This window comes from Catenulispora pinisilvae (assembly GCF_015356865.1).
Lineage (GTDB): Bacteria > Actinomycetota > Actinomycetes > Streptomycetales > Catenulisporaceae > Catenulispora > Catenulispora pinisilvae.
This window is the reverse complement of sequence record NZ_JAAFZA010000021.1, coordinates 56409-74693: the sequence shown is the minus strand read 5'-3', so window position 1 is coordinate 74693 and position 18285 is coordinate 56409. Positions and strand designations below refer to the sequence as shown.

Genomic DNA, 18285 nt, shown 5'->3' with positions numbered 1-18285 from the left:
CCCCAGCACGCCAGCCCCCAGCCGCCCGCTCAGCCAGCCCCGCGAATCGCCTCCTCAACCAGCCGAGGCGTTCGCGGCAAAGTGCCGTTCGTCTCGCTAGCCCGGAAGCCGTCCAGCGCCAGGGCGGCGAAGCGGCGGGCGGCGAGTGTTCGGTTGGCGGGGGCGGTCGCCGACAGTCCACGGCAGGCCAGCAGGATCAGGTTCAGATCGTCGAGGACGAAGTCGTGGCGTAGCTGCCCGGTGCGCTTGGCTCGGGTGACGAGCGTGCGGAGGCGGCTTACGAGTGCCGCGCGGTGGTGGGCGAACGCCGGGGAGTGCGGGTTGGCCGACATGAAGGCGTCGACGAAGCCCTGGTTCTGCACGTTCAGGATGGTCAGCTGCTCGATGACGGACGCGAACCCGTGCCAGGGATCCGGGTCGGCGCAGCCGTCGACGACGATCTGGCGGCAGGCGCGTACCTCGTCGGCGAACACGTCGTCGATGAGTGCCTGCTTTGTCGGGAAGCGCCGGTAGAGGGTCGCCGGACCCACTTCGGCGTAGCGTGCCACCTCGCGCATCGAGGCTTCCAGGCCGCGCTCGGCGAACAGGGAGCGGGCGGCGTCCAGGATGCGGTCGCGGTTCTCCCGGGCGTCGGCGCGAAGGCGGGGCTCGGGTTCCTTGTGAGTCGCTTCTCCGGGCATGGTTCTCGCGTTCTCGCTTCCACTAAGTGGACGCTGGCGTCCGCTACCCTCGCAGTCTACCTGGACCGACGGTGTACACGGTGTACTCAGTCATTCGCCGAGACGGCCAAGGCGTCCCCGAGCGCCGTCCGCGCGTAGAGCACGACCCGACCGTCGCGGGCGCGGGCGACGAGCCCGGCGCGCCGCATGACCGCCAGGTGGTCGCCGACAGCGCCGGTCGTCATGCCCACGGTGCGCGCCAGGTGGGTGGTGCCGGCCGGGCGGCGAGATGGATAGCGAGCCGGACACCGGGACAGATCGCGCGGTGCTGGCAGCCAGCTGGTCCGGCGCGCGCCGGCTGGCGCGCGATCGTACCGTGCGCCGTCTGATCCTGGCGCAGTGGCTGCCCAGCGGATTCATGGCGGGGGCTGAAGGCCTGGTCGTCTCCTACGCGGGCCAGCGAGGCTTCGCCGCCGGCACCTACAGCCTGCTCCTGGCCTGCGGCCCGAGCGGCATGCTGCTCGGCGATCTGGTGGTGGGCCGCCTGTTGCGGCCCGCGCTGCGCGAGGCGCTGGTGGTGCCGCTGGCCGTGTGGCTGGGACTGCCGTTGCTCGGCCTCGCCGCCGATCCGTCGGCACCTGTCTGTGCCCTGCTTCTCCTGGCCTCCAGCACCGGCTTCTCTTACGCGATCGGCTTGCAGCGCCCGTTCCTCGACGCGCTGCCGGCCGACAACCAGGGCCAGGCTTTCGGGCTGGTCAGCTCCGGCCTCATGACCCTGCAAGGGATCGGGCCGGTTCTGGTCGGTGCCGTCGCCGGTCTGGTCGGCACCGGCCCGGCGATGGCGGTGGCGGGCGGGGCCACGGTCGTTACCGCGGGCTGGATGGCGAGCTGGCTGCTGCTGCGGCGGTAGGCAGGCGACCCGGTATTGCGTTGAGGCTCATGCGTTGAGGTTCAACCGGTGCGTATCTCGCATCATGAGAGGATCAATCATGACGCGGGAAAACGATGCGGCCGTACCGGAAACGACAATGGACGCGTTCTACGCGGCGATGTCGACGTACGGAGATACTTTGCCCGGTGGCTATACGCGGCAAGGTAACTCGGGCACGAGGTTGGTCTTCACAGGTATACCCTCGCCGAACCTCAACATGGTCTACGTGCAGCCGAAACGAGTGCTGGCCGAAGTGGACGAGTTCGCCAGCGAACTGGCCGCGAAAGACGTGCGCTGGAGCATCCAGGTACGCGGGGAGGTCGACCCGGACCTGCGGGATCTGGCCGCCCGCTACGGGATGACCGTTCCGGAAGAGACCCCGCTGCTGCTGTGGGACGCCGAGCTCCTGCCGACGCTTCCCACCGCCCTCCCGCCGGGCGCCAAGGTGCGTGTGGTGCACGGTGCGGAGTACGACGTACTCGCGGCGGCCATGGCGGCCGGGTTCGGGGTGCCGAGAGAGATGGCGGAGCTGCTCGTTCAGCCCCCGCTGCTCGACGCGCCCGGCGTCACCGGCTATGTGCTGGAGCTGAACGGCGAGGGCGTCGCGACCGGCCACAACATCAGGATCGGCGATCACGTGGTGCTGCTCGGCGGCTCGGTTCCGGAACGGAGCCGGCGCAGTGGCTACTACCGCGCCCTGGTCGCCTCGCGGCTCAGGGACGCTGTCGCCGACGGGGCCCGCTACGCCATCAGCGAGAACAGCCCGATGTCCCGGCCGCTGTTCGAATCGTTCGGGGCCAGGCAATTCGAGACGCTGACTCATCTCACCATGTCGTGATGGAGTCAGACGGTCAATCAAATGCCGCGGCTCCGGGCTCGTGCGGAGGCGGCTGCGAGGAATACCAGGCCCGGTTGGCGTTGAAGTGCGCGAGGAAGAACAACACTTCTTTGCGTTCCAGTTCCATCGGCGGCGGGTCCGGGACGTAATCCCAACCAGGCGGCTGATCGAAGTGGGCCGGCATGGTCGGCTGGTTCCACGTCGCCACAGCCTGCTCGGCGCTCTCGCGGTCGTCCCATGTCCCGAACGACCTTTCCCGTTGCCGCATCGGCTTGGTCATCGCGGTGAGCAGAGTGGGGCTGTACACGCCCTGCACCCGGAAGTTCTCCAGGTGCCGACGCGGCATCACCAGCAGGATGTACGGCCCGCGGCTTCCCCGGTGCCGCCCGACCACCCCGACCTGCACCCCGCCGTCGCCCCAGCTCGGCGGCAGAACCCACACCTTCGCCCCGGCCGCGAAATGCTTGGTCCCGCGCTGGATGTCCAGGCCGCCGTCGCCCCGCCCGAGTTCCCGCCGCACGTTGGCCGCGACCCCGAACGCCAGCAGCGCGGGCTCGGCCCCACCGTCGTCGTCTGGCATGCGCACAGTATGGCCGACGGATTCAACGACTACCCCACGGGTTTCGACCCTGACACCGCGAACGAATCGGCCGTCGCGTGCGTGAGGACGTAGTTCTCGAAGCGGCTCAGGTAGTCGTTGAAACGGGGGTCCAGGAACACCTTCGCGAACTGCTCCGGGGACATCGCGGCCGGCACGCTGGAGTCCTGGATGATGTACATCCCGCCCTCCTCCCCATACGAGCCGCTGGTTGGCTTGCTGGACACCGGGACGGAGACGGTCGCGGTGCTGATCAGGTAGCGGCCGTAGTCGGGGTTCTGGACGCTGTACCCGACGGTGCCGGCTGTCTCGTCGATCGTGAGGGCGCCGTAGAACTGCTGGGCCGGTCGGGTCTGGAGGCAGTACTGGTTGTGCCCGGCGTTCAGGTCCCGCATCGGGAACGGCGAGCCGTTCGGTCCGGGGACGGTGGTCGCCGGCGGGTTGTCGACCGGGTTCGGCTGGCACTGGTCGAAGGGGCCGTAGTGCTTCTTCTCGTAGGCGCTGTCGGGCCACAGGTAACGGATGCCGAGCTGGGTCCGTCCGGCGGCGGTCTTCACCACCCACTGTTCCCCGGGGCCGCCCGTCATGCTGAGGTCCGGGGCGTCCGGGAGCGTCACCGTCGCCTGCGGCATCAGCGTCATCAGCGTCTCGCCGGTCATCACGCACATGTCGACGGCTTGCTGCTGGGTGTTGGGCATCATGTTCGTGCTGATCGGGGCCAGCGACTTGGACCAGTCCTTGCCGCACAGCCGGACGGCGGCCTGGTGGACCGCCGGCGTCGCGTTCAGCGGCTGGTCAGTGGCCACCGGCGGGAAGACCGCGGTGGTGCTCGGCGCCGATGCGGAAGTGGAAGCGTTTTTGTCGCCGCCGGTCGAGGAACCGAAGCCGGGCAGGACGGCGTACGCCCCCACGCCGAGCGCGAGCAGGGCCAGCGGCGAGACGGCCATGGCGATCCGGTCGCGGCGCTGCTTGCGCCGCTTGAGCTGCGCCCCCTGGACCGCCCCGGCCACGATGTCGACCAGGGGCGGTTCGTCGTGCAGGGTGGCTTCGAAGATCTGGCGAATGCGCTCGGTCATCTCTGGTCATCCGTTCTGGGCGGCCGGTCGTGCGGGCCGGATCGGTGTCAGGTCGTCGGCGTCCAGCAAGGAGTCGCCGAGGATCTCGCGCAGCCTGGCCAGGGCGCGCGAGGTCTGGCTCTTGACGTTGCCGGTCGAGCAGCTGAGCGCGGCGGCCGTCGCCTCCACGCTCAGGTCCTCCCAGAAGCGCAGCACCAGCACGGCACGGCCGCGTGGAGCGAGCTTGTCCAGGGCGGACAACAACGCCAACCGGAGCTCCGGCAGCTCCGGCGGACGGGAGGAGAAGTCGCGCTCGGCCTTCACACTGAAGTCCGTGGCGCGCGCCCGATCCCGTTGGTACTTCTTGCGATCACTCAGGTAGGCGTGGATGAGCGCCTTGTGGGCGTACGCGTCGAGCGCATCGGCGCGACGGACGCGGTTCCAATGCAGGCAGAGATTGAGGAGCGTGGTCTGCGCGAGGTCCTGCGCGTCGTTCCAATCCCCGCACAGCAGGAAGGCCAGACGTCGCAGGCGCCCCTGCTGGGCGTGCGCGAAAGTGGTGAACTCGTCCAAGCCGTCCATCTACGTCCGCAGCTCCTACCCGGTTTCCCCGACCCCCGGCGCTACCGGCTACCGATCGCGCCCTTGTCTGAAGAACTGTGACTGAGCCGGGGGCCTTCAGGTTGCATCGGTGGGGCAGATCATGTGTGCTCCAGGTCCGATGCTCCAGGTCCGATCACGCCGGCGGGGTGCCGGCCTCGGTGTTCGGCGTGCGGTGCTATTCGCGGCCGGACTTGGCCGGTGCACCGCTGCCCTGGTAGGAGGGCAGATCCGTGACGAGCTTGGTGAGTTCGGGACGGGCCGCGTAGCGCTTCCGGTGCAGCTCGGCGATCTTCTCGCCGATCTCGGGGTCCGGGTCGTCGGTCACGTCGAAGGACTCGAAGCGTTCCACGAGCGGAAGCCCGATCTCGTCGGTGTGCGCGTGCGCCGGGTGCATCAGGTATTCCCAGTAGCCGTCGAGGTCTTCGATGACGAACACCGCGCCCCACTCGAAGTCGCCCCCGAAGTCGGGCCCGACGACGAAGGACTTCACGGCCGGGATCACGCGGCCCTGGTTGCGCAGGCTCTCCAGCGCGGCTTCGAGGTCTTCGGGGGCGACGCCGGGCTTGATGGTGAGGCGGTTGCCGTGGTAGATCATGGTGCTTCCCCTTGCGCTTGAGCTAGTAGTGTTCGTTAGAAGCTGTAACTAGAGTGTGTGCTCGTTACGGCCTGCTTGTCAAGGGCGAGGGCGTGCGCATGGAAACAGAGCACTCAATCAGTGCTCTCATATGGGGCGGGCCATCTCGACGACGCCTGGGGTGACGACTCGCGGCCCAGAACCGGCGGTCTTACTCGCCGCCTAGAACCGGTGGCCTTACTCGGCGGCGATAGTCCGCAGCCCGGCGAACACCACGTTCAACCCGAATTCGAACCCGCGATCGGCCGCGGCCCGCTGCTGGCCCGCCTTGTGCGCCTGTTCCTCGATCGTGTAGCCGTTCAGATAGCTGGTCAGCACGTCGGCGGCGTTCTCGGCGGTGGCGGGGTCCAGACCCGCGGCCGTGAGGAGCCCTCGGAGTCGTTCGATGTAGGCCTGTGCGTTCGGGCCGGGGGTGTCCATCTCGACGAGGATCCGGGCCCCGTCGGCGTGCGCGAGCATCGCGTCGCGCAGGGCGTGGATCATCGCGCCGGCCTGCCGGGGCCAGTCGCCGTCGGGGATCGGGGCGGCGGACGCCTCGGCGATGATCTGCTCGGCCACCGCGTCCAGCAGGGCCTGGCGGCTCGGGTAGTGCCAGTACAGCGCGCCCACGCGGACGCCGAGGCGGGTGGCGAGTTTGCGGGTGGAGAAGGCGTCGAGTCCGGCCTCGTCCAGGAGCGTGATCGTGGCGTCCAACACCACCGCCGGGGTTAACCGCATGCCCAGATCATGTCATGAATCACGCGGTGAATCATGCCCTGGACTTGCCAATTGAACAGTGTCCAAGTAACTTGAGCAGTGTTCAAGCGTGCTCTTCAGGAGGTGTGTGATGCGAGTTTCCGTGATCGGGGCCGGTCTGGGTGGGCTGTGCCTGGCGCAGGGCCTGCGAGGCGCCGGCATCGACGTCGACGTGTACGAGCGGGATCCGGCGATCACCGCGCGGTTCCAGGGTTACCGGCTGGTGCTGAGCCCGACCGGCTTCGAGGCGCTGCACGGCTGTCTGCCGTCGCGCTGGCATCCGCTGCTGGACGCGATCGTGGACGACACCCGCGTCGAGCGGCTGATCCTGGACACCCAGCTGAACAAGGTCGGCGAACTCGGCCCGGCCCGGTCCGGCCTCGTCGTCGACCGGCACGTGCTGCGGCACCTGCTGCTCACCGGGCTCGACGTGCACACCGGCGCCGCGCTGACCGGCTACGACGTGCTGGACGGCAAGGACGGCAAGGACGGCGAAGCCGCCAAGGTCCAGGCCCACTTCGCGCAGGGCGCCAGCCCGGCCCCCGCCGACCTGCTCGTCGGTGCGGACGGCGTCAACTCCGCCGTCCGCGCGTTGCTGACGCCGCAGACCGTCCCGACCGACACCGGCGTCCGCTTCGTCATCGGCCGCACCCCGATGACCGAGCAGTTCGCGGCCCTGTCGCACGCCTGGGGCGCGAAGATCGCCGGCGACGGAGTCAGCCTGCTGCTCGGCGCGATGCGCTTCGGCATCCCGCCGAAGCAGGCGGCCGAGGAGCTGGCGCCCGAGGTGAGGCTCCCGGACACCGGCGACTACGTGCGCTGGGCCATGATCCTGCCGCCGAACAGCTCGCTGGGCGAGGAGACCCCGCAGCAGGCCGTCCTGTCCCGGATCCAGGGCTGGCACCCGGATCTGCGGGCGCTCATCGAGCAGGCCGACACCGATAACAGCACCCTGCTGTCGATCCGGGTCGTCGAGCCGCGCGAGCGCTGGGCCCGCGGACCGGTCACGCTCCTGGGCGACGCCATCCACGCCACCTCCCCGACCGGGGGCAACGGCGCGAACACCGCCCTGCGTGACGCCGACCTGCTCCGCCGCAGCCTGATCCCGGCCGCCGCGGGTTCCCGGAGCCTGCTGGACGCGGTCGGCGACTACGAGACGCAGATGCTCGAGTACGGCGCCGAAGCGGTGCGCTTCAGTCTCGAAGCGCTCCCGGCCTACGTCGCGAAGCCGTAGTCGGCCCTGACGGCCTGACGGCCTCGCGATCAGGTCCCGCGCACGATCGCAAGGGTCGAGTACGCCCGGACAAGGGTCCGGTGGCGTAGCGGTGTCCTGAGGCTCAGCCAAGTCAAGGACCTAGTCAGGGTTCGGATACGTTGTCTAGACCATTGGTGGCGAATACGGTGCGCTCAGCGGGGCGGCCGGTCACCTCTGGCGGCCGACCGCCGATTCCCTGTCCAGGACGGAAGGCTCGCGGCATGCCGCGAGCCCGGTGTCCCCTTGCCTTGGAAAGGAGTCCGAGTGGACAAGATTCGCTCGGCGTCACGCACGCGATCCGGGTGGACCGCGCGGTTGGCGGCCTTGGGCGCCGCGGCTGTGCTGGTCTGGGGCGGGTTGGGCGGTCCGGCCGCCGCGGCCACCGTGACCGCCGCCTCCGCCACCGGTTCGACCGCCACTTTCGTCGCCGGTTCGGCCACTTCCGCCACGGGTTCGACGGCGACCGGTTCCACAGCCACCTCCGCCGCCGCGCACCAGGCGACGGACTACGTCCGCTCCTGCGCCGCCCCGACGCGGCAAGGCCAGATGGCATGTCTGGCGCTGCGCCGCACCGACGTGCCCGCCCACCGCGCCACCGCCGTGCCCGCGGCGGTCTCCGGCTACGGTCCGTCGGACCTGACCAGCGCCTACAACCTGCCGGCCGGCGGCGGCGCGGGGCAGACCGTCGGCATCGTGGACGCGCAGGACGACCCGAACGCCGAGAGCGACCTGGCGGCGTACCGCTCCAACTTCGGGCTGCCCGCCTGCACCACCGCCAACGGCTGCTTCAAGAAGGTCGACGAGAACGGCGGCACCAACTACCCGACCTCCGACACCGGCTGGGCCGGGGAGATATCCCTGGACCTGGACATGGTCTCGGCGATCTGCCCGCAGTGCCACATCGTGCTGGTCGAGGCGACCTCGGCGAACATGAGCGACCTGGGCACTGGGGTCAACCAGGCGGTGGCGCAGGGTGCGAAGTTCGTGTCCAACAGCTACGGCGGTTCCGAGGACGGCTCGGACACCTCCTCGGACTCCAGCTACTTCCACCACCCGGGCGTGGCGATCACCGCCAGCACCGGTGACTCGGCCTACGGCGCGGAGTACCCGGCGACGTCGCAGTACGTGACGGCGGTCGGCGGCACCTCGCTGACCCGGGGCGGCGGCAGCCGCGGGTGGAGCGAGTCGGTCTGGGAGACCAGCTCCACGGAGGGCACCGGCTCAGGGTGCTCCGCGTACGACCCGAAGCCGTCGTGGCAGCACGACACCGGCTGCTCCACGCGCATGGAGGCCGACGTCTCCGCGGTCGCCGACCCGGCCACCGGCGTGGCGGTCTACCAGACCTACGGCGGGTCCGGCTGGTCCGTCTACGGCGGCACCTCGGCGGCCTCGCCGATCGTCGCCTCCGTCTGGGCGCTGGCCGGCGCGCCGAACTCCGGCGACATCGCGGCTCAGTACCCGTACAACCACACCGGCAGCTTCAACGACGTCACCACCGGCAGCAACGGCACCTGCTCGCCGGCCTACTTCTGCACCGCGCAGGCCGGCTATGACGGCCCGACCGGCTGGGGCACCCCCAACGGCACCTCCGGCTTCAGCGCGGGCTCGACCGCCGAGACCGTGTTGGTGACGAACCCCGGGAACCAGAGCACCGCGGTCGGGGCCTCGGCCTCACTCCAGATCTCGGCCACCGACTCGGCCGGCAAGGCACTGACCTACACCGGCACCGGGCTCCCCGCCGGACTGTCGATCAGCACCAGCGGCCGGATCTCCGGAACCGCGACGACCGCCGGCACGTACTCGGTGACCGTTACCGCGAGTTCCGCCACCGCCCACGGCTCGACCACCTTCACCTGGACCGTCACGGGTTCGGGTACTGAGACGGTCTCGGTGGCCAACCCGGGCAGCCAGTCCGGCACCGTCGGCACCGCCGCGTCGTTGCAGATCTCGGCGACCGACTCGGCGGGCAAGGCACTGACCTACACCGGCACTGGGCTCCCGGCCGGACTGTCGATCAGCACCAGCGGTCTGATCTCCGGAACCCCGACCGCGGCCGGCACCTTCACGGTCACCGTCACCGCGACCTCCGGAACGGCCACCGGCACCGCCGCCTTCACCTGGACCGTCAGCGGCGGCTCCGGCGGCTGCACCGGCCTGACCGCGTGGAGCGCGAGCACCTCGTATGTGCCGGGTGACGTGGTCTCCTACAGCGGCCACAAGTACACGTCCACCTGGTACTCGACCGGGGCCACCCCGGGCGCGCCGGGATCGTGGGCGGTGTGGACGGACAACGGCGCTTGCTGAGGCGGGGCTCGCCACGGTGAGTGGTTGAGCGCGGTTGTGCTTGACCGGCCAGGTCAGAGATCTTCTGACCTGGCCTTTTGCCATCGATATAGACAAGAGCTCTTGCACAATAGCCATTGCACAAGAGCTCTTGTACGATACGGGCATGGCAGATGACTCCCCGCGCAAGATCTCCGACCCGCGCAAGATCTCCGACACCCGAGTGCTGGCCGCGCTGACCCACCCGCTGCGCCGGCAGATCCTGGACGTGCTGGAAGCGGACGGCCCGGCGACGGTGGGGATGCTCGCGGAGCGGACCGGTGAAGCGGCCGGCAACGTCAGTCATCACGTGCGCGTGCTCGCCGATGCCCGCCTGGTCCAGGACGTCCCCGAGTTGGCACGGGATCGGCGGGAGCGTTGGTGGCGGGCCACTTCCGCGGACGTGCTGTGGGCGCGTGCCGATTTCCAGGGGAGTCCGGCCGATGCCGCCGTCGCCGATGCCGCGGGCTCGCTCCTGCTGGATCGGCAGCTGGCGGCCGCGCGGTCGTGGCCCGCACGCCGGGCGGGGTATTCGGCGCCGTGGCGGGAACTCGGTTCGCTCTCGACCGAGGCGTGGCTGCGGTTGAGCCCCGAGGAGGCCCGCGAGTTCGGGGCGCAGCTGATGGCCCTGTTCGACACCTGGTCACACCGGGCCGTGCCGGACGATTCGCAGGACCGTGAGTCGGTGTTGGTCTTCGGACACGTCGTGCCGACCGCACCGTGACCGCGAGAGTCGTAGCGCTCGACCTCTCCGCCGTCGACGGCGCAGGCCGGCCACGCTGGGGCCTGCTGTCGGACCACGACTTCCGCTTGCTGTGGAGCGGTCAGACGATCAGCAGCGCGGGCAGCAGCATCACGGCTGTCGCGCTACCTCTCGTGGCCGTGGTCGACCTGCACGCTGGCCCGCTGGCGGTGGGCTTGTTGATGGCGGCGATATGGCTCCCGTGGCTGGTGCTCGGCCTTCCGGCCGGGGTGTGGGTCGGACGGATACCCCGACGCACGCTGATGATCTCGTGCGATGTGGCGATGGCTGTGGTCTTCGTCAGCGTGCCGATAGCCGCGTGGACGCACACGCTCACCGAGACCTATCTTCTGGTCGTCGCAGTGGTCTCAGGTACCGGCTCGGTCTTCTTCATGTCGGCGTACCAGGTCTATCTGCCGGAACTGGTCGGCGCCGGCGACCTGATCGAGGCCAACGCGAAACTCCTGGGGAGTGCTTCGGTCGCGCAGGTGGTCGGTCCCGGCGCGGGTGGCTTGGCGGCCCAGGTGTTCGGGGTGGTCTCCGGGCTCATGGCCGACGCGGCGACGTTCGTGATCTCGGCGGTCACTTTGGTCCTCATCAAGCCCCGGCGCGATAGTCCTCAGATCGGGCTGGATTCGCCCGATGCCTCCCAACGCTCACGCTCACTACGCACCGAGGTCGCGGACGGCTTCCGATTCGTCGTCCGGGACCCCTACCTCCGAGCGATCACCGCCTTCGGCGCCGCCGCCAACCTCGCCCTGGCCGCGTATCAGTCGATCGTGGTCCTCTACCTCGTCCGCGACCTGCACGTCCGAGCCGGTTTGGTGGGCCCGCTGGCCGCGGCCGGGGCGCTCGGCGGGATTCTCGGCGCCTGGCTCGTGCACCCGCTGTGCCGGCGTTTCGGCACCGCGCGCGGCACGGTCGCGGTGCAGCTGGTGGCCACCCCGTTCGCCTTCCTGATCCCCCTGGCCTCGCCGGGCCCGGGTGTGGCGCTGTTCGTCATCGGATCCCTGGCCTTGGTGGCCGGGACCGTCGCGGGCAACGTGGTCTTCGCCAGCTTCCGGCAGCGGTACGCGCCGCCGGAGATGGTCAGCCGCGTCATCACGTTCGCGATGACCATCAACCACAGCAGCATTCCGGTCGGGGGCCTGCTTGGCGGCGGCCTCGGCGCCGTGATCGGATTGCGCGCCACTTTGTGGGCGACGGCCGGGCTGCTGGTCGCGTCCTGCGCGGTCCTGCTGATCGGGCCGCTCGCGCGCCAGCGCGACCTGCCCACCGCGGTGCGGCCCGCAAGCCACCGGTCCCGCGGCCAGCACGTCACGACATGGGAAGCATGAGCGCCTACCCTGTTGTTATAGGTGGAGACCACCGAAAGCACATACTGACCCGCGAAGGAAGAGGAACAGCGATGGCCACCGAGAAGGCGATTCTCGCCGGAGGCTGCTTCTGGGGCATGGAGGAACTGCTCCGCCGCGAGCCTGGTGTCGTTTCCACCCGCGTCGGGTACTCCGGCGGGGACACGCCGAACGCGACCTACCGTAACCACGGTGACCACGCGGAGTCGATCGAGATCGTCTACAACCCGGAGGAGACCGACTACCGGGCGCTGCTGGAGTTCTTCTTCCAGATCCACGACCCGACGACGGTGGACCGCCAGGGCAACGACCTGGGCCGCAGCTACCGCTCGGCGATCTACTACCTGAACGACGAGCAGAAGCGCGTCGCCGTGGACACCATCGCGGACGTCGAGGCCTCCGGGCTGTGGCCGGGCAAGGTCGTCACCGAGGTCACCCCGGCCGGGGACTTCTGGGACGCCGAGCCGGAGCACCAGGACTACCTACAGCGGTACCCGGACGGCTACACCTGCCACTACCCGCGCGCGAACTGGAAGCTGCCGCGGCGCGCGGCCTGAGGCACGAACTCCGGCCGGTCATGGGGACTGCGGTGTCCCTGCGACCGGCCGTCGTGCACTATGGCCTGTGCCTCCGGGCCTCATCTCTCCAGGCCCTATCCCTCCGGGCCCTATGCCTCCGGCTCGAACAGCGCGAGCGGCGCTCCTTCGACGACCAGCGCCGTCAGGCCGCCATCGGTACCTGAGGTGTGGATCTCACCCTCGTCCCAGACCACGCCTTCACCGGTGCGGATCTCGGTCCGGACCCCGTCGGCTCCCGCGACCCAACCTGCTCCGGCCGTGACGAGGAACATCTGCGAACTGGGCGCTTGATGGGTGCCGATGACCCCGCCCGCCTCGACGGTCAAGCAGGTGAGCCGCATCCGCCCTTCCCCGGCGGCGATCCGCGTCGCGACCAGCCCGACGCTGTCGTAGGCCGCTATGGGCCGCTCGGCGCGGTCGAAACGGAAGATCCTCACGAGACAGCCTCCAGAGTCCTGATAGCGGCGGCCTAGCCTACGTCCAGAGAACGGTTGTGGTCTCCGATCACTCAGCCCGCGCGCGCCCTGCGCAGCGGCCGGATCACGCAGCCCCGTCCCACTCCCAGCGGATCCCGACGCGTCCCGACGGCACCGGCGCGACGTTCACGTGCACCGACCGGTACCCGGTCATCGTCAGCTCCCGTATCTCATGCCCCTGATATGAGAAGCACGCCACCGGGAGCTGCTCCGGATCGAACCGGACCTGGAGCGCGTACTGCCCGGCCGGGAACCGGAAGCCGCGGTGATAGTCGTCGCACTCCGCGTCCGACTCGTCGAGCACTTCGTAGCGGATCAGGTGCGTCTGCCCGGTGCGCAGGACGAGGTCGAATAAGAGCTCGCATACCAGCACCCCGGCGTCCGCGTCCCGGCGGACCCGCCCTACCCGGCAGTTCTCCAGCGCCCGCACGCTGACCAGCGAGATGTCGGCTCCCGGGTCCGCGGTCACGATCGCGATGTAGCGGTCGACGCCGTCCTGGTGGGCCCGCAGGACCTGGAAGACCTCGCGGCGCGCGCACGACCGGTGGCCGTCGATCCACACCAGTTCGTGCTGCGCCGCGATGTGCAGCTTGTCGTCGGCGGTCGTGTCCAGCGACGCGATCAGCCCCTCGACGGCCGGCCACGCCGGCATCAGCTGCCGGTAGCCGCGCGAGCCCTGCGGCAGACCGACCGCCGGGCCGCGCGGACGGCGCGGGCCGAGCAGGACGAGCAGGGCGTCCGGGGGCAGTCCCAGGATCTCCTCCAACGCCGAGACCGCGCGCAGCGAATCGGGCCGCTCCGGGCGCCGATGGCCGTTCTGCCAGTAGCTCAGCGTCGCCGCACCCACCTGGATGCCTCGGGCCGACAGGTGGCTGCGGAGCCGTTCCAGCGAAAGACCGCGCGCCGCGATCGCCACGCGCAGCGCTTCCTCGAACGGCCCGGTACGCAGGACCGCCGACAGATTCGCGGCGGCGGCCCGGGCCGCGCCGGTGTGAACATTCACAGATATCCAGGCAAGCGCCGATTTAAGAATCCTGTCAAGGCGAGAGCCTTCACGATGTCCCCGCCACCGCCGATCGCGTTCTGGGCAGCCTCGCCACCTGCCCATACGCTCACGCCACCACCCCGCACGGACAGACTCGAAAGGAGTCCAGCGTGTCACCCACACCCGGTATTCCGCCCACCAAGCGGACCCGCCACATCCGGGCCGTGGCGGCGCTCGCCGCCATCCTCTCGCTCCTCGCCTTCGTGGCGGTACCCGCCGCGTCCGCGTCCACCGCGAACCAGCTGAACATCTCGATGCAGACACAGCAGGCGTCGAACTGGTGCTGGGCCGCCTCCGGCGACACGGTCGCGGCCTTCTACGGCCACGACTACTCGCAGAACCAGTTCTGCGACATGGCGTTCGGCAACAACACCAACGCCTCCTGCGCCAACGACGAGGCGTCGCTGTCCGACGACCAGACCGCGTTCTCGACGATCGGTATCTCGCCGGGGAACTACGTCACCGGCTACCTGTACTACTCGGCGGTCATCCGGGAGATCGACGCCGGACGTCCGGTGATGGCCCGCATCCAGTGGTCGTCCGGCGGCGGCCACATGGAGGTCCTCTACGGCTACGACCAGAGCCAGAACTGGGTGTACTGGGGCGACCCGTGGCCGTCGGACAATCGCTACAACTGGGGCGATTACAACTACTACGTCAGCAACAACTCCTTCGAGTGGACGCACTCGCTCGACTACATCGGCGCGTGAGGGGGAACGGGACCATGCTTCGCAGAACTCTTCGTAGAAATCTTCGCAGAACTCTGATGACGTTCGCGGTCGCGTCCGGCCTCGCCGGGCTGACCGCCGGGACCGCCGCGACGGCCTCGGCATCGACGGCCGTCGCGCCGACGCTGGCAGCCACCGCCCCGGCGCCGACGGCCCCCAGCGGCGTCGACGTCGCCGCCGCCCACTCCGCCGCGACCGCCACCCTGGACACGGTCGGCCGCTTCCTGGCCGCCGGTGGCCAGAAGCCGCAGGGCACCATGCAACAACAGGAAGCAGCCGCCGCAGCCCTGGCCCCACGCCTGGACAGCGCCACCCTCCCGGTCTACTACCTCGACGCGGCCTTCGTCGCCGACCCGTCCCGGGCCGGCACCGCCTCCCCGGTCGCGACCCTGGCCTTCCTCGCCACCGACGCGGTCGGCACCTCCGGCACGCACGCCTCAGTGTGGGCGGCGAAGGTCGGCACCACCTGGAAGGTCGTGAACATAGCTCAGGGCTCTGACGAAACCTCCTACGCCGCCCAAACCCGCCCCGGCGGAACGGTATTCGAAGAGCCACAGATAGGCGCCTGGTACCAACTGATCGCCGGAAAGGTCCTGCCCCTCGACGCCACCGCACGCCAGTCCGTCGGCCCGCAGGGCATGCCCCTGGCCGACTACCACAAGCTCGTCCGCTCCCGCTACGCCGACAAACTCCCCGGCAGCGCCTACGACCACGCGGGCATCGCCGGCGGCTTCCAGCCCAGCAACCCGGCCCTCGGCAAGACATCGGGGTCCGCCTCGGACACCACCGCGATCCTCGCCGGCACCGCCGCACTGGCGGCCGCGGGCGCGGGCGGCGCGTGGTTCGTCATGTACCGGCGGACCCGGCGGCGGGAGGTGATCGCGGCTTAGGAGCGGCATAGGAACTGATAGCAGCTGAGGAAGCCGGGTCGACAGGGTTGGGGATCTCTGTCGGCCCGGTTGAATGTATCGCCGACGGACGGCAGTCAATCGCCTGGTTTCGCCAGCGCGCGCTTGATCCCGCGCCGCACAAAAGCGCGGGCCCGCATCGCGCGCCGGATGCGCCGCAATCGGCCGATCGCCTCGGGATCCGAATAGCGCCGATCGCGGATGTCGCGGACCACGTCGGCAGGTGCCCCGAGCGCCAGCAGTTCCGTCAGCGCTTCGCCCTTCGTGATCAGGCGTCCGTCGCGCAGCGTGACGGTGGCGCGGGCCAGGACCAGCAGGCCCAGGCCCACCCAGATGTCCCGGAGCAGGAGACCACGACGCCGTGAAGCGCCCGGGCCGGATGACCCGGCCGAGCGCTCCACACCTTCAGACCTTCACAACTTCGGGTATCCAGTCGTGCCCAGCCGTCCTACCGCAGACGCCCGGCCTCGATCGGCGCCGAACCACCGGCAGCCTCCGGCCGGAACGGCACCGCCGGTCCCGGCGCCGGCGCCGCCGGCCTGCGGTCGCGCCGGCGCCAGTTCCGCTCGCCGAGCAGGATCATCACCGTCGGCAGCAGCACCACGCGGATCACCGTGGCGTCCAGCAGGATCGCGACGCCCAGGCCCACGCCGAGTTGCTTGAAGTCCTGCATGTCGAGCGTGCCGAAGACCGCGAACACCGCCACCATGATCGCCGCGGCGCTGGTGATGGCGCCGGCGGTGGCGCGCAGTCCGTGCGCGACCGCGTCCTTGGTGCTCAGGCCGCGCTCCCGGGCCTCGCGGATCCTGGAGACCACGAACACGTGGTAGTCCATGCTCAGGCCGAACAGGACCACGAACACGAACAGCGGGATCCAGGCTTCGAGTGTGCCGATGGCCGTGGTGCCGACCAGGCTGGCGCCCCAGCCGTGTTGGAAGACGGCGACCATCACCCCGTAGGCCGCGGCCGTGGACAGCAGGTTGAGCACGATCGCGGTGGCCGCGATCACCCAGCTGCGGAAAGCGATGAGCATCAGCAGGAAGGTGACGGAGACCACGAACACGAACACCGGCAGCAGGCTGTGGGTCAGCTGGCGGTTGAAGTCGGTGCTCAGGGCCAGCGACCCGCCGGTCGCGGCTGTGGTGTTCGGCAGGGCGCCGAAGGTGTGCGGGACGATCGTGTGGCTGATCTTCGTGATCGCGTCGACGGCCTTGGTGTCGGCGTCCCGTCCGGCGATCGGGAACAGGACCTTGAGGACGTGCTGCGCGGGGTACGGCGTCACCTGGACCGGGCCGGCACCGAGCGCGCCGGCCGCGGCGGCCTGGCTCTTGAAGGCGGCCACGGCCTGGGCGACGGCGGGCGCGTTCACGTCGGGGGTCTGCACGACCACCATGCCGGGCGCCGGGCTGGCCGGGAACTCGGCGCTGATCTCGTTGTAGGTCTGGACGATCGGATTGGTGGCCGGGAGCAGCTTGTTGACGTTCAGCGACTCGGTCTTCATCCCGAGCGCCGGGATCGCCAGGACGACCAGCACCCCGACGGCCAGGGCGGCGAAGGGCTTGGGGTGGTTGAGCACCTTGGCCATGGTCGCGTTCCACAGCCGGCCGCCGTTCGCGGCGGCCGGGTCGGCCACCTGGGACTGCCGGGCCAGGCGGGCCTGACGGTCGGTCCGGTGCTGCCGGTTCTTCTTGCGGCGCCCCCAGTCGATCTTGTCGCCGAGCATGGACAGCAACGCCGGGAGCACGGTGACCGAACCGAGCATCGCGATGGCCACCACCAGGATGGTCGCCAGGGCGAAGCCGTCGAAGATGTGCATGCCGGTCAGGAACATCCCGGCCATCGCGACCATCACCGTGATGCCGGAGACCAGTACCGAGTGCCCGGAGGTGGCCGCGGCGATCCGCAGCGCCTCCTGCGGGTCCCGGCCGGCCGCGCGCTCCTGGCGTTCCCGGCGCAGGTAGAACAAGCAGTAGTCGACGCCGACGGCCAGGCCCATCAGGAGCATCACCGAGGTCGACGTCGAGGCCACCGGGATCGCGTGCGAGATGAGGTCGAGCAGCCCGAGCGCGGCGACGAACGCGGTCACCGCCAGCAACACCGGCAGCACGGCGGCGAGCAGCGCGCCGAAGGTGGCCAGCAGGATGCCGAAGGCCAGCGGCACCGCGGTCCACTCGGCGCGTTTGAAGTCGTTGCCCAGCGAGTCGTTCAGCCACTTCTGCCCGGAGGCGTCGCCGAACTCGTCGAACCGCATGTCAGGGTTCTGGGCCCGGGCCTTGGCGACGGCGTCGAGGATGGGTTGCGCGTGATCGGCCGCCTTGTCCGGGTCACCGACGACGTCGAAGGTGACCAGCGCGTAGTGCCCGTCCTTGGAGATCAGGCCGGCGCTGTAAGGGTTCTGTATCGATGTGGTCTGGCCGGTGCCCTGCACGCCGGAGACGACCGCGTTGACGGCCGTCCGGAACGGCGCCGCGTCGGCGCTCTGGGAGGCGCTGTGCACCAGCACCATCTCCGAAGCCGGGTCGGACAGACCCGCGTTCTGCAGGATCTGTAGCGCCTGGGCCGAGGATCCGACGCCGTTCTGGGCGTCGGTCAGGCTGTGCTGGCCGACCGCCCCGCCGACCATCGTCGCCAGCACCACGAACAGGAGCCAGCCGAACACGGCGGTCTTCCGATGTCTTGCGCTCCAGCCGCCCAGCGCGGCGGCGACGCTGCGTTCGCGAGCCATCGTCACTCCTACCCCCTCGGTATCACCGGTGTCGGTCACCGGTACGTCCTCAACGGTAGAAAAGACCAGGTCAGCGAGACATAGGGCTAGATGGTGTG

At 69.8% G+C, this 18285-nt stretch carries 19 protein-coding genes and 1 pseudogene; 9 read left to right on the top strand and 11 right to left on the bottom strand.

Going from position 1 to position 18285, the window contains the following annotated elements; translation table 11 throughout:
• Positions 1–29 precede the first annotated feature (29 nt).
• Both IZR01_RS08690 and IZR01_RS08685 read right to left on the bottom strand, forming a co-directional pair.
• Complete coding sequence (locus IZR01_RS08690; protein WP_194923523.1) at positions 30–680, bottom strand: TetR/AcrR family transcriptional regulator; 651 nt, start codon at positions 678–680, stop codon at positions 30–32.
• A gap of 86 nt (positions 681–766) precedes the next feature.
• Positions 767–940: pseudogene (locus IZR01_RS08685) on the bottom strand (helix-turn-helix domain-containing protein); the annotation flags it as partial.
• An 8-nt stretch (positions 941–948) separates the two neighbouring features.
• On the opposite strand from IZR01_RS08685, the gene IZR01_RS08680 reads away from it, so the two are divergent.
• Together IZR01_RS08680 and IZR01_RS08675 are read left to right on the top strand one after the other, a co-directional pair.
• Positions 949–1569: an MFS transporter gene (locus IZR01_RS08680; RefSeq protein WP_194923521.1), complete on the top strand. Its 621-nt coding sequence runs from the start codon at positions 949–951 to the stop codon at positions 1567–1569.
• Between the two features lie 247 nt (positions 1570–1816).
• The gene (locus tag IZR01_RS08675) at positions 1817–2428 is read left to right on the top strand and encodes a GNAT family N-acetyltransferase (RefSeq protein ID WP_194923520.1); all 612 of its coding nucleotides are present in this window, start codon (positions 1817–1819) and stop codon (positions 2426–2428) included.
• Positions 2429–2441: 13 nt separating this feature from the next.
• On the opposite strand, the gene IZR01_RS08670 is transcribed toward IZR01_RS08675, so the two are convergent.
• The 5 genes from IZR01_RS08670 to IZR01_RS08650 form a co-directional block, all read right to left on the bottom strand.
• Complete coding sequence (locus IZR01_RS08670) at positions 2442–3008, bottom strand: hypothetical protein (protein ID WP_194894374.1); 567 nt, start codon at positions 3006–3008, stop codon at positions 2442–2444.
• A 29-nt stretch (positions 3009–3037) separates the two neighbouring features.
• Positions 3038–4102 (bottom strand): hypothetical protein, encoded by a 1065-nt coding sequence (locus IZR01_RS08665; protein ID WP_194894375.1) that lies wholly within the window; start codon positions 4100–4102, stop codon positions 3038–3040.
• Positions 4103–4108: 6 nt separating this feature from the next.
• Positions 4109–4663: a SigE family RNA polymerase sigma factor gene (locus IZR01_RS08660; RefSeq protein WP_194894376.1), complete on the bottom strand. Its 555-nt coding sequence runs from the start codon at positions 4661–4663 to the stop codon at positions 4109–4111.
• 196 nt (positions 4664–4859) lie between these two features.
• A complete protein-coding gene (locus IZR01_RS08655; protein ID WP_194894377.1) occupies positions 4860–5279 on the bottom strand; it encodes a Dabb family protein in 420 nt (139 codons plus the stop codon).
• A gap of 216 nt (positions 5280–5495) precedes the next feature.
• Positions 5496–6035, bottom strand: coding sequence for a TetR/AcrR family transcriptional regulator C-terminal domain-containing protein (locus tag IZR01_RS08650; RefSeq protein ID WP_194923519.1), 540 nt, complete (start codon positions 6033–6035; stop codon positions 5496–5498).
• A 109-nt stretch (positions 6036–6144) separates the two neighbouring features.
• Between IZR01_RS08650 and IZR01_RS08645 the strand changes: the two genes are divergently transcribed.
• From IZR01_RS08645 to msrA, 5 genes are all read left to right on the top strand, one after another.
• The gene (locus IZR01_RS08645) at positions 6145–7287 is read left to right on the top strand and encodes an FAD-dependent oxidoreductase (RefSeq protein WP_194923518.1); all 1143 of its coding nucleotides are present in this window, start codon (positions 6145–6147) and stop codon (positions 7285–7287) included.
• A gap of 285 nt (positions 7288–7572) precedes the next feature.
• A complete protein-coding gene (locus IZR01_RS08640) occupies positions 7573–9612 on the top strand; it encodes a putative Ig domain-containing protein (protein WP_323746953.1) in 2040 nt (679 codons plus the stop codon).
• Between the two features lie 145 nt (positions 9613–9757).
• Positions 9758–10354 (top strand): ArsR/SmtB family transcription factor, encoded by a 597-nt coding sequence (locus IZR01_RS08635; protein WP_194894380.1) that lies wholly within the window; start codon positions 9758–9760, stop codon positions 10352–10354.
• Positions 10351–11709 (top strand): MFS transporter, encoded by a 1359-nt coding sequence (locus IZR01_RS08630; RefSeq protein WP_194923517.1) that lies wholly within the window; start codon positions 10351–10353, stop codon positions 11707–11709. The genes IZR01_RS08635 and IZR01_RS08630 overlap by 4 nt, the downstream gene beginning before the upstream one ends.
• A 71-nt stretch (positions 11710–11780) precedes the next feature.
• Entirely contained in the window at positions 11781–12284 is a 504-nt protein-coding gene (gene msrA / locus IZR01_RS08625) for a peptide-methionine (S)-S-oxide reductase MsrA (RefSeq protein ID WP_194894381.1), read from the top strand.
• Between the two features lie 110 nt (positions 12285–12394).
• On the opposite strand, the gene IZR01_RS08620 is transcribed toward msrA, so the two are convergent.
• Both IZR01_RS08620 and IZR01_RS08615 read right to left on the bottom strand, forming a co-directional pair.
• Entirely contained in the window at positions 12395–12742 is a 348-nt protein-coding gene (locus IZR01_RS08620) for a hypothetical protein (protein WP_228554595.1), read from the bottom strand.
• A 103-nt stretch (positions 12743–12845) separates the two neighbouring features.
• Positions 12846–13784: a helix-turn-helix domain-containing protein gene (locus IZR01_RS08615; RefSeq protein ID WP_194894382.1), complete on the bottom strand. Its 939-nt coding sequence runs from the start codon at positions 13782–13784 to the stop codon at positions 12846–12848.
• A gap of 152 nt (positions 13785–13936) precedes the next feature.
• On the opposite strand from IZR01_RS08615, the gene IZR01_RS08610 reads away from it, so the two are divergent.
• Together IZR01_RS08610 and IZR01_RS08605 are read left to right on the top strand one after the other, a co-directional pair.
• Positions 13937–14536: a papain-like cysteine protease family protein gene (locus IZR01_RS08610; RefSeq protein ID WP_194894383.1), complete on the top strand. Its 600-nt coding sequence runs from the start codon at positions 13937–13939 to the stop codon at positions 14534–14536.
• Between the two features lie 56 nt (positions 14537–14592).
• On the top strand, positions 14593–15444 hold the full coding sequence (locus IZR01_RS08605) for a hypothetical protein (RefSeq protein WP_194923516.1): 852 nt from the start codon (positions 14593–14595) through the stop codon (positions 15442–15444).
• 95 nt (positions 15445–15539) lie between these two features.
• Here IZR01_RS08605 and IZR01_RS08600 read toward each other — a convergent pair whose 3' ends face one another.
• Positions 15540–15791 carry a hypothetical protein gene (locus IZR01_RS08600; protein WP_228559059.1) on the bottom strand — a complete coding sequence of 84 codons (252 nt, stop codon included), beginning with the start codon at positions 15789–15791 and terminating at the stop codon, positions 15540–15542.
• 119 nt (positions 15792–15910) lie between these two features.
• Positions 15911–18187: an MMPL family transporter gene (locus IZR01_RS08595; RefSeq protein ID WP_194923515.1), complete on the bottom strand. Its 2277-nt coding sequence runs from the start codon at positions 18185–18187 to the stop codon at positions 15911–15913.
• Between the last annotated feature and the right edge of the window lie 98 nt (positions 18188–18285).